Source organism: Allobosea sp. GW823-FHT02B03 (genome assembly GCF_058797755.1).
Genome location: NZ_JBXAJY010000004.1, coordinates 599793 through 610480 on the forward strand (window position 1 = coordinate 599793; position 10688 = coordinate 610480).

The 10688-nt window shown below is 65.8% G+C and carries 14 protein-coding genes; 2 read left to right on the forward strand and 12 right to left on the reverse strand.

Translation table 11 applies throughout. The features are described from left to right. Window positions 1-54: 54 nt before the first annotated feature. From AC1REK_RS16385 to AC1REK_RS16400, 4 genes are all read right to left on the reverse strand, one after another. Window positions 55-1590 (reverse strand): ABC transporter substrate-binding protein, encoded by a 1536-nt coding sequence (locus AC1REK_RS16385; RefSeq protein WP_492269219.1) that lies wholly within the window; start codon window positions 1588-1590, stop codon window positions 55-57. 58 nt (window positions 1591-1648) lie between these two features. After that, window positions 1649-2407 (reverse strand): creatininase family protein, encoded by a 759-nt coding sequence (locus tag AC1REK_RS16390; RefSeq protein ID WP_327522646.1) that lies wholly within the window; start codon window positions 2405-2407, stop codon window positions 1649-1651. Window positions 2408-2423: 16 nt separating this feature from the next. Then, the gene (locus tag AC1REK_RS16395; RefSeq protein ID WP_492269218.1) at window positions 2424-3572 is read right to left on the reverse strand and encodes a mandelate racemase/muconate lactonizing enzyme family protein; all 1149 of its coding nucleotides are present in this window, start codon (window positions 3570-3572) and stop codon (window positions 2424-2426) included. Window positions 3573-3871: 299 nt separating this feature from the next. Next, on the reverse strand, window positions 3872-4756 hold the full coding sequence (locus AC1REK_RS16400) for a MurR/RpiR family transcriptional regulator (RefSeq protein WP_492269217.1): 885 nt from the start codon (window positions 4754-4756) through the stop codon (window positions 3872-3874). A gap of 350 nt (window positions 4757-5106) precedes the next feature. Here AC1REK_RS16400 and AC1REK_RS16405 point away from each other — a divergent pair, with 350 nt between their 5' ends. Continuing rightward, window positions 5107-5475, forward strand: a complete 369-nt coding sequence (locus AC1REK_RS16405; RefSeq protein WP_327522648.1) for a hypothetical protein — start codon at window positions 5107-5109, stop codon at window positions 5473-5475. 218 nt (window positions 5476-5693) lie between these two features. Here the strand turns inward: AC1REK_RS16405 and AC1REK_RS16410 are convergent, their stop codons facing one another. The 8 genes from AC1REK_RS16410 to AC1REK_RS16445 form a co-directional block, all read right to left on the reverse strand. After that, entirely contained in the window at window positions 5694-5819 is a 126-nt protein-coding gene (locus tag AC1REK_RS16410; RefSeq protein ID WP_282568049.1) for a hypothetical protein, read from the reverse strand. 120 nt (window positions 5820-5939) lie between these two features. After that, window positions 5940-6149 carry a hypothetical protein gene (locus AC1REK_RS16415; protein ID WP_492269216.1) on the reverse strand — a complete coding sequence of 70 codons (210 nt, stop codon included), beginning with the start codon at window positions 6147-6149 and terminating at the stop codon, window positions 5940-5942. 446 nt (window positions 6150-6595) lie between these two features. Then, window positions 6596-6799 (reverse strand): CsbD family protein, encoded by a 204-nt coding sequence (locus AC1REK_RS16420; protein ID WP_066476002.1) that lies wholly within the window; start codon window positions 6797-6799, stop codon window positions 6596-6598. Window positions 6800-6855: 56 nt separating this feature from the next. After that, the gene (locus tag AC1REK_RS16425; protein ID WP_492269215.1) at window positions 6856-7392 is read right to left on the reverse strand and encodes a general stress protein; all 537 of its coding nucleotides are present in this window, start codon (window positions 7390-7392) and stop codon (window positions 6856-6858) included. A 33-nt stretch (window positions 7393-7425) separates the two neighbouring features. Beyond that, complete coding sequence (locus tag AC1REK_RS16430; protein WP_316017693.1) at window positions 7426-7725, reverse strand: PepSY domain-containing protein; 300 nt, start codon at window positions 7723-7725, stop codon at window positions 7426-7428. 105 nt (window positions 7726-7830) lie between these two features. After that, the gene (locus AC1REK_RS16435; RefSeq protein WP_492269214.1) at window positions 7831-8592 is read right to left on the reverse strand and encodes an aspartate/glutamate racemase family protein; all 762 of its coding nucleotides are present in this window, start codon (window positions 8590-8592) and stop codon (window positions 7831-7833) included. Window positions 8593-8638: 46 nt separating this feature from the next. Continuing rightward, window positions 8639-9718, reverse strand: a complete 1080-nt coding sequence (locus AC1REK_RS16440) for a TRAP transporter substrate-binding protein (RefSeq protein WP_316017691.1) — start codon at window positions 9716-9718, stop codon at window positions 8639-8641. After that, window positions 9702-10109: a Rid family hydrolase gene (locus tag AC1REK_RS16445; RefSeq protein WP_492269213.1), complete on the reverse strand. Its 408-nt coding sequence runs from the start codon at window positions 10107-10109 to the stop codon at window positions 9702-9704. Before AC1REK_RS16445 ends, AC1REK_RS16440 begins: the two co-directional genes overlap by 17 nt. 78 nt (window positions 10110-10187) lie before the next feature. Between AC1REK_RS16445 and AC1REK_RS16450 the strand changes: the two genes are divergently transcribed. After that, window positions 10188-10661, forward strand: coding sequence for a MarR family winged helix-turn-helix transcriptional regulator (locus AC1REK_RS16450; protein WP_492269212.1), 474 nt, complete (start codon window positions 10188-10190; stop codon window positions 10659-10661). Window positions 10662-10688 lie beyond the last annotated feature (27 nt).

Below are 10688 nucleotides of genomic sequence, written 5' to 3' on the forward strand. Positions count from 1 at the left end.
GGAGCAGCCCGAGGCTGCTCCCGAAGTGCGTGGAGTTGGCTTCCTGACGATCGCTCAGGGCTTGAGCGAGGCGTTCCAGAAGTACGGCCAGGGCGAGGCGGTGTAGCCGGTCAGGCGCGGCGACTTGGCGCTGAGGGCGGCGAAATCGCCGACCTTGTAGAAGGGCACCTCTTCGAAGATCAGCTTCTGCAGATCGGCGAAGATCGCCTTGCGCTTCGTCTCGTCCGCTTCGGCGTTGAGCGCGTTGAGGAGCTTGTTCTTGGTCTCGCTCGCCCACCAGCCGGGATAGCTGTCTGGCAGCGGCGCGATCAGGGCGGGCTCGGCCAGGAACGGGCTGTGGGTGATGAAGATGTCCCACAGGGCCGGCTCGGCGCGGCGCTGCACCAACGTCGCCCAGTCGACGACCTGGAGGTCGACCTTCAGGCCGGCGGCCTTGAGATACTCGGCCGCGACCTGCGCCATCTTGTAGTGGAACTCGTACTGGCGGCTGGTCAGGATCCGGATCGGCGCGCCGTCATACTTCGCGGTCTTGGCCAGAGCCTTGGCCTTGTCGGCGTCGCCCTGGTTGTAGGCCTTGATGCCGGCATCGCTGCGCCAGGTGTAGCCTTCCGGGTACATGGCGCCGTCGACCTTGTAGAACTCCGGCTTGCCGAAGGCGGCAGCCAGCATGTCCTCGGCATTAAGGGCAGCCTGGACAGCCTTGCGCATGTCCTGGTTGGTCATCATGCCCTGCTTGTTGTTCATGATGAACATCGGCCAGCCGAAGCCCTGCATCAGCAACGGCTCGGTCTTGGCCTGGCCCTTCAGCCGATCGAAAGCTTCGACCGGGATCAGGTCGGCGAAGTCGAACTGGCCGGCGAGCGCGCCCTCGACACGGGTGTTGGCGTCGGGAACCGGCACGAAGCGGATCTCGTCGAGATACTGCTTGCGGGCGCCGCCGAAGCCGTCGGGCTCGCCCTGGCGCTGCTTGTAGCCGTCGAAGCGGACAAGCTGGATGTACTGGTCGGGCTTGCGCTCCTTGAGCTGGTAGGGCCCGGTGCCGATCACGTCCTTGATCGGGTTCTCCATCTTGTCGGCCGGCATGATCACGGCCGCGGAGTTGTTGAAGGCGAGCAGCGCGGTCAGCGGCGCGAACGGGGCCTTCAGCGTGATCTTGACCGACTTGTCACCCTCCGCCTCGATCGAGGCGATGTTGGAGGCGACGAGCTTGCCGCGCGAGGCGAGCTCGGTCCAGCGCTTCAGCGAGGCGACGACGTCCTGCGCGGTCATCGCCTTGCCGTTGTGGAAGGTGACGCCCTGGCGCAACGGGATGGTGTAGACCTTGCCGCCGTCGCTGATCTGCGGAAGCGCTTCGGCCAGGAGCGGGGTCAGCGCCCAGTTCTTGTCGAAGGTGTAGAGCGTCTCGTAGAAGTGCTGGGTGATCATGCCCAGAAGGTCGCCGGCGGCGACCATCGGGTCGAGCGTGTTGGGCTCGCCGATCGTGGCGACGTTGAGCGCGCCGCCCTTCTGCTGGGCGAGGGCCGGCGCCGCGGCGCCCAATCCCGCGACGGCGAGCGCGGTTGCGCCGATGCGGGCCAATTTCTTCAACATCTCAGCTTCCTCCCTGTGGTTTCTTGTCAGTCGGTGTTGAAATCAACGGCGCTTCCCGTCAGCGCCGGCGGATGGTCTCCACGACATGGGCGAGCTGCTCGACCACGGCGGCGGTGATCTGCTCGCCCTTCTCGCGCGTGGCCAGCGAGGGGTCGCCGACGACCCCGGTGCCGCCGGACATTTCGTGCATGGAGCGGAACAGCGCGCCGCGGGCCGGCAGGATCATGTCGGCATTGGCCCAGTCATGGGTGCCGACATAGCTCATGCCGGAGACCAGCGCCGTGCGCACGCTCTTCGGCGCACCGAGCAGCATCAGCGAGGTCTCGAACTCGCAGGCATGGTTGACCCCGGCGAAGCTGCTCTCGCGGATCGTGCCGAGTTCCTTGGCGGCAAGACGCCACCAGGTCAGGAAGGCGACGCGGCAGTCGCGGTGCTTCGTGCCGAAGGTCTCCAGCAGCACCTGCCCGATCGCCTGGTTGCCGCCATGGCTGTTGAACAGCACGATGTTGCGGAAGCCGTGGCGCACGACGCTTTCGAGGATATCCCCGACATAGGCCAGGAAGGTCTCGTGGCGGACGCTGAGCGTGCCGGCGAAATCCATATGGTGCTCGGAGCAGCACACCTTCACCTGCGGCAGGATCAGGACCCGATCCCCCAGCTTGGCTTCCAGCGCCTGCAGGAAATGATCGCCGATGACGGCGTCGGTCTCGAGCGGCAGATGGGGGCCGTGCTGCTCGATGGCGGCGACGTTCAGGACGACCGGGATGTCGCGATCGAGCGCGGCGACTTCGTTCGTCGTGAGGGTTTCCCAACGCATGGTTCTGGTCCGGCTCTCAGGAGATCGTGCGTTCGGAGACGCGGAAGCGGGCGATCGCGGCCTCATCGAGGACGATGCCGAGCCCCGGCCCGTCATCGGGGATGCGCACATGCGGCGGCTCGAAGGCGAGCGGCTTGGCGAGCAGGTCGTGGCTGCGGATCATCCGGCCGAAGATGTCGCTCGGCCAGACGCAGCTCTTCGCCGCCGCGGCCTGGTGGACATACATCGCTTCGAGGATGCCGAGATCGACCTCCGAGCCGTGCCAGCAGTAGACGCCGGCGGTCGAGGCTATGTGGTCGAGCGTCTGGAACTTGGCGAGGCCGCAGTTGAAGTTGAAGCCGTCGACGGCGCCATGGGCAATGGCGTTGATCGCGTCATGTGCGCGCTGGCCCTGATAGATATAGGGCAGCGAGACGTGCAGCACGATCGGGATCGAGGAGAAGCGGCGGAGCTCCGCGAAATCCTGCAGCATCCAGCGCGGCAGCGGGTCTTCGAGCAGCAGGACGTTGCCGACCTTCTCCAGCTCACGGATGATCGGGCGGGCATTGCCCGAGTTCTCCCAGCGCTGGTTGGGATCGAAGATCACCTTCATGCCGGGCGCATATTCCTTGATGCGGGCGCACCAGCCGGCGACGTCGTCCTCGAGGTCGCATTTGAACTTGATGACCTTGTAGCCCTGCTGGAAATAGCGCTTCACCCAGGGGCCGACCTCGTCCTGCGTGCGGTGGCTCGACCAGGCGCTGACATTGACCCGGTCGCGGATGGCGCCGCCGAGCAGGCGGTGCATCGGCACGCCCAGCGTCTTGGCATAGGCGTCCCAGATCGCGCATTCGAAGCCGTCATATTCGCGGCAGAGCGGCAGCGGCAGGTCCTGCAGCGGCAGGTCGAAGATCGACTGGCCGATCAGGTTGGCGCAGATCGCCTCCAGGCGCGGCCATTCATGGTCGCGATAGAATTCGCCGATGCCGACGACGCCGTTCTTCAGCTTCATCCGGACGATCAGCTTGGGCAGCTCGTCGAACTGCACGCTCCAGCTCGCCTTGCCACCGACCGGCAGCATGTGCAGCGGCTTGGCGAGGGTCTCCGAATTGATGACGCCGGGATTGGCGGGGACGATGACCTCGTCGAACTGGAAGGACAGGATCGTTCCGTCGGCTGGCTGCATGGCTCGGCTCGTCTTCTCGTCGTTGGCGCTTGGCGCGGCGGCCGGGAATGTAGCTAGATTACATTTACTGTCAATCTAGCTGGCGCGATTTGCACAGTCGGCCGCCTTCCGTCGTCACGTGACAGGAGCGAAACGCCCGCGGTCGCGGAGGAGGCGTTTCGGCTTTTGCCAACTCGCTTGATAGCCAAGTGGCTGATTTCGTGAATAATTTTAGATGGACCACGCGTCGTCAAGCCGCGCCGTGTGTCCCGGCCGGCTCTGCTGGTCCGTCAATGTAGCGAAATTACCTTTCGAGGAGATCAGTCGCCGATCGGCTGCCCCTCGGTGCTGCCGTGAAGGGCGATGAGCGTCGCGCGTGCGCGCCAGAGCTTCTTCGAGACGACCTTCATGCGGCGGGCGCCGAGCAGGGTCGCGATGCAGTCGAGCAGGAAGAGCTGCCCGTAGCGGCCGCGATTGGGCATGTAGAAGAACTTCTCCTCGTCGAAGGCCTGCAGCGGCACGAGCACGCTGGCGAGTTCGGCGAGCGGGCTCGGCGGGTGGGTGACCGCAATGACCCCGGCGCCCTGGCTGCGGGCGATTTCGGCGCTGTCGAGCAGCGAGCGCGGCTTGCCGGTGACCGAGAAGATCAGGAGGACGTCGTCGGGTCCGCAGGTCGCGGCCATGACGCGCTGCTGATAGGGGTCGGCTGTCGAGGATGCCGCGACGTCGAGGCGGAACAGCCGGTTCTCGGCCTCGGTCGCGACATTGGCCGAACTGCCGCCGACGCCGAAGCAGAAGACGCGGCGGCCCTTGTCGAGCAGGTCGACGGCCGCCTCGATCGCGTGCGGATCATGCTGGGCGAAGGCCATCGACAGCGCCTGCACGGTCGCGTTGTAGACGTGCTCGGCGACCTCGTTGCCGGTGTCGGCGGGCTGCTGGCGCTCGGCGGCGAGATACATCCGGCCGATCGCATATTCCTGGGCCAGGCGGATCTTGAAATCGGTGAAGCCGTCGCAGCCCATGCGGCGGGCGAAGCGCACCACCGTCGGCTCGCTGACATGCGCCTGGGCCGCCAGGTCCCGGGTGCTGATCCGCGCTGCGCCGTCGATGTCCGCCAGAATGATCTCGGCGACATTCCGCTCGGCCCGGTTCATTTCAGGTGCTTCGACCCGCATGCGGTCGATCAGGCTGCTCACGTGGCGCATCGTCCCAGTTTCCGGCACTCGCCGCGGTGGCGTCAGATATCTCTCGACCGGAACCAAGCAAATCCGTGGCGCGCTCGGTTCCACAGCTTCCTGCCGCGAGCGCGGCGCTTCCGGCCATGCAGCTGTCGCGCGTCGAGTATTTCGATGGGCGGACGATCAGGCAAGGGGCGCGGTACCAGGTGCCTGAAGGGCCAAGCATGCCATGCGATGAGGGATGATGGTTCGCGCTATCCGCCATGCCCCCGCCGCGACATGGTCACGAAATGACCCGATTGGGTTCAGCCTCAGATCCCATTTCCGGTGTTCAATCGCGCGCTCATCCGCAACCGATGGAAGGAAACTCCATGCGAATGACCACGATTGCCGCTGCCGGTGCCGCGCTCTTGCTGGCGGGCGCCGCCAATGCCCAGACCCGTCCGGCCGATCCGCCCGCGAGCGCGCCGCCTGCCACAGCGCCGCAGACGCCGTCGACCGCGCCGACGATCAAGTCGATCAATGTGGTGGAGCTCGACGCGCTTCCCGAGGCGACGCGCGCGCAGGTGAACCAGGTTGTGGCGACCCGCACGGCGAATGAGCTGCAACAGCTTCAGAAGGCCATCGAGGCCGCTCCGGCGGTAAAGTCCGCCATCGAGGCCAAGGGCTTTTCGACCCGCGATGTGGTGATGGCCGAAGTGAACGACGAGGGCGAGCTGACGGTCGTCACGAGGCGGCTCGGCTGACCGACGTGCTGTCGGCTATCGGCTTGCGAAGGAGCCGCTGCTCCCAGGTGGCGGAGGACCATTCAGCCCTCCGCCTCTTCTCAATTGGAATTATCGAGGCAGGGCAGACGGGCGATAGCGTCGCCCTGCGTACTCAAGTCCTGCCTCCGGCGTCGATGATCGACGGATACTGCTTTCAGATGGCAACGCCTGGCACTGCCATTTGAAAGCGTCCGGTACTAGCTCCAGAACCCATCCTGATGGGCGCGTGGCGAGAACGTTTCCGAGTCGTCCTGTTCGGTCGTCTCGATGTCGTTCTCGTGTTCGGCGTCGAGTGCGCCGTCCGAGTCGTGCCGTTCGAGCATGGTTCTCTCCTTTCATAATCTAGGGGGAGGGTTGCTTCTGGCACACCAAAGATAGGGGTTTTTGCTGCGCTGCACAAGGTTTTGGGCAGGGGGTCGGCCTTCCCGAAGGGCAGGTTGGGCTCAGCCATTGCCCCCCGAGCGTGCTTCCGTCGCGGTCGCCGACTGGCTCTCCGCGGCGCGATCCAGGCATTCGGCCATGGCCGATGTTCCCCAGGAGTGCTTCGAGCACTGCGCCGTTCCCACGGTCAGATTGGGTGCGGATCCTTGCGGCTGCTGCGCGCCGCTGCATCCGGCAAGCGCCAGGGCGAGTATGGCCAAGGTCAGTCGCATTTTGCTCTCCGGTTTCGAAACCCGGCCAGCCGAGCACAGAGGTTGGGCAGGAGTTTGATGCCGGGCAAGCGCTGGTGATGGCGCGCGATTTGCGCGGAGCAAGGCGACTATGCCGATGCCGTCCAGTTTCGAAACGCGTTGTCCCAAAAACGCGCAATCGGAGACGTCCATGTCGTCGCGCCGCCCCTCTCTGCGCCTAGCTCGAATCCTCGACCGCCTGGACAGGCGCAAGCGCGCCGCCCGCAAGGCCGCCGCCGCGGCCCGGGCAGCGGAACAAGCGAACAGCTCCGACTCATCGACGCAGATGAGCACGGACGAGGAAGGGGCGGGGCGCGGGAGCAAGTAGCCGGCACGCTGGCGCAAAAGAGCGACCCGCCGGCCCTTGTTAGCGGCGGGTCGTTGCAACGAGCCCCGCGCGGACAGTGCGCGAGGCTCGCAAGCGAGAGCTACCAGGTCTGGCGGTTGTACCAAGTATCGACGTCCGTCTTCACACGGTCCTTCTCGATGCCGTAGCGCTCCTGGATCTTGCCTTCGAGCTGGTCGCGCTTGCCGGCGATCACGTCGAGATCGTCATCGGTGAGCTTGCCCCACTGCTCCTTGACCTTGCCCTTGAGCTGCTTCCAGTTTCCTTCGACGCGGTTCCAGTCCATCGGATTTCTCCTGTCAGGGTTGTAAGGCTTGCTTATCGGTTGCCGCGCGAGAGCGGTCAGATCAGCGGGCCGCGATAGGGCTCCGCCCTCTCGTCGAACCGGCTCCAGCCGCTCTGGCGGTATTCGGCGAGGCGCTCGTCACGGTCGATGGGCGTTGCGCCGTCCATGATCGCTTCGGCGGTCGGCGCGCGATCGTCGCTGGTCCGCACCGAGACCACCGAGCCGCCGCGGCGCACGGTTTCGGCATAGTAATTGGCATCGTCAGCGCTGGTGCCGGCGCTGGTCAGGGCGCCGACAATGCCGCCGGCGGCGCCGCCGGCCACAGCGCCGGCTGCCGTCGAGGCGAGCCAGCCGGCCGCAACCACCGGGCCGATGCCGGGAATCGCGATCAGGCCAAGGCCGGCGAGCAGGCCGGCAGCGCCACCGAGCGTCGCGCCGATGCCGGCGCCTTCTCCGGCATTGCTGTCGTCCGTCTTCTCGTGACGACCGACAATGCTGATCTCGGAACTCGAAAAGCCTGCGGCTTCGAGCTGCTCGACGACGATGCGAGCCGATTCATAGTTGTCGTAGGATCGCGTGATGGTCTGGGTCATGTCTTGTTGTCTCCCGATATCGATTACGGTCGATCAGTTGCGGGTGATGTTGCCGCGATAGTCGACCGATACGTTGACCTGAGCGCCCGAATGGGTGGCCGTTCCCTTCCAGACGCCGTTGTCGTCCTTCTTGAGGCCGCCGACATTCGAGTAGCCATTGGCTTCGAGGCGGCTCTTGGCCTGGCCCTCGGTGAAGCTGTTGGCGCCCGGAAGCGGCGCATTGGCGTCGGCCGGCGCATTCGGGGCTGGTGTCGGCGATGTGGTCGACGTCTGCGCCAGCGCGCTTGTCGAAAGCAAGGCGCAGAAAATCGACGTGAGAACCACGTTCCGCATCATCATCTCCTTGTGGGTAAACGGCATTTCGTCCGCTGCCGATAAAACCGGCAGCGGCCGCGATGGTTCCCGAAAAAGTGAAGATGCGAGGAAGGTTCTCGCGGCTCAGTAGCCAGGCCGCGGGCGGGTGGATGCGAATCCTGCGCGTATTGGGGCGGCCTGCGGCCTGGCTCTGCCGGGAAGAGCGAAATCCAGGGCGGCGGCGACGTGCAGCTTCGTCGTGTCGAAGATCGGCAGACTGAAATCGCCCTGCGAGAGCAGCAGGGTCAGTTCGGTGCAGCCGAGGATGACGCTGTCGATCGCCTGCGGGCGCATGCGTTCGACCTCACGCAGGCAGGTCAGGCGCGATTGCGGGCGGACGATGCCGCGGCAAAGCTCCTCGAAGATGATGTCGTTGATCGCCAGGCGCCCACGCGCGTCAGGAATCACCGGGGAGAGCAGCCCGCTGCGCGCCAGCCGGTGGCGATAGAATTCCTGCTCCATGGTGTAGCGCGTGGCGAGCAGCGCCGGCCGACTGCATCCCGCGGCCTCGATCGCACGTGCGGTCGTGTCGACGAGATGGATGAGAGGGATGCCGACCGCCGCCTCGATCTCCGGGGCGAGGCTGTGCATGGTGTTGGCGCAGATCAGCAGGCCGGCGGCGCCGGCCCGCTCCAGACCGCGTGCGGCAGCCGTCATCAGCCCGGCAAGCTCCGCCATGGCGCCGGCCGCCTGCAGGCGAGCGATCTCGGCGAAATCGAAGGAATGCAGCAGGAGCGAGGCGGAGTGGAGCCCGCCGAGCCGGGCCCGCGCGCCCTCGTTGAGCAGGCGGTAATAGACCGCCGTGCTCTCCCAGCTCATGCCGCCGAGCAGGCCGAGCGGCTTCACGATGCGACAGTTCCCTGCCGGGCGCCGGCGCCGATCTTCAGCTCGCTCATCGCTTCTGCGTATGCGCGAAGACGTCGTAGTTCAGTTCGGCGATGCGGAACCATTGCTGGATCTCGTCGCGGAAGCGGGTCCACGGCTCGTAGATCCGCCGGAACTCGGCATTGCGGGCCGCTTCCTCGCGATAATAGGCGTCAGCCGCCTTGAACGCGGCTTCCATGACGTCGCGTGGGAAGGAGCGAAGCTGCACGCCCGCTCCGACCAGACGGCGCAGCGCGGCCATGTTCTGGGTGTCGTATTGCGCCAGCATCAGCATGGTCGACTCGGCGCTCGCCGTCTCGATCGCCGCCTTGAAATCGTCGGGCAGCGCCGCCCAGGCCTTGTCGTTGATATAGAGGCTGATCTGCGGGCCGCAGTCCCACCAGCCCGGCGAGTAATAGTAGCGCGCGACTTTCTGGAAGCCGAGGCGCTCGTCATCGGCCGGGCCGACCCATTCGACCGCGTCGATCGTACCGCGCTCCAGCGCGGAATAGATGTCGCCGGCGGCGATGGTCTGCGGCACGACGCCCATGCGCGACAGGATTTCGCCGCCGATGCCGGGAATGCGCATCTTCAGGCCGGAGAGGTCGGCGACGCCGTTGATCTCCTTGCGGAACCAGCCGCCCATCTGGCAGCCGGTGTTGCCGAGCGGGAACTGGACGATGCCGAAGCGGGCGAAGAGCGGCCGCAGCAGTTCGAGGCCGCCGCCCTGCATCATCCAGGCGATGTGCTGGCGCGAGTTGAGGCCGAAGGGCAGGCCGGTGTCGAAGGCGAGCGCCTTGTCCTTGCCGGTGTAGTAGAAGGTCGCGCTGTGGCCGCATTCGATGGTGCCGGCGCCGACCGCATCGAGCACCTGCAGCCCGCCGACGATCTCGCCGGCCGCGAAGACCTGGATCTTGAAGCGCCCCTTGGTCAGCTGATCGACCCGGCGTGCCAGGTTCTCGGCGGCGTTGAACAGGATGGGCAGCGATTTCGGAAAGCTCGAGGCCAGGCGCCAGCGCACCTCGCCGGATTGCTGCGCCACGGCCGGTGCCGCGACCGTCGTGGCCGCGGCTGCCCCGGCCAGCATTCTCCTACGCGTGAACGCCATCTTCTTCTCCCCCGAGAATTGCGTCAGCTTCGATTTCGATCAGGATGTCCGGGTGGATGAAGGTGATCCCGGCGAGAAAGGACGTGACGGGCTGGATCTGCCCGAAGAACTCGCCGTGGATGTTTCCGACCTTCTCCCAGTCTTCGGCATGGCGCAGGAAGATGCGGGTGCGGACCGTGTTCTGGAGCCCGTTCATGCCGCAGGCCGTCAGCGCTTCGGCGATCTTGCGCAGGCTTTCCCGGGTCTGGATTTCGACATCGTTCGCCCCGATCACGCCGTCCGGGCCGAGGGCTGTGGTGCCGGCGACGACGGCATGGTTGCCGACGCGCACCGCGCGGCAATAGCCGATGCGCTTTTCATAGGGCCCGTCGCTGACTACCTGCTGTCTCACAACCGTTCCGCCCTTTTATGTTCCGTTCGGAACATAAAAGGGCGGGCATAGATTCCTGTCAATCGGATTCAGGGCGCGATGCGAGATTCTGCGAAGGCCATGCTCACCGGCAATGCGATCACCACGGGCTATCGCATCAGCTTCCTGGCCAATTATCTGATGGGGGCGATCTATGCGCGGGTGCAGGCCGATCTCGGCTTCAACCGGGCCGAGGCCGCGATCCTGTTCTGCCTGGCGCATATGGCGCCGCTGAGCGGCATCGAGATCGCCGAGATGACCGGGAGGCCGCGCAACAGCATCAGCCCCGCGGTGGGCAAGCTGCTGCGGCTCGGCATGATCGTGAAGGAGCCGGCCGAGCAGAACCGCAAGATCGAGCTGCTCTCGCTGACGGCGGAGGGCAAGGCGATGAGCGAGAAGGTCGTCGCCTATTTCGTCGCGCGCGAGCGCCCGATGCTCGAGCCGCTGGCCTCGGCCGCCGACCGCGCAGCGCTGGACGGGCTTCTCGCCCGGCTGATCTTCCGGAGCGACGACTGGCTCGACACCACCGTCTAGAGCCGCGTCGCAGCCGCTTTCGTGTAT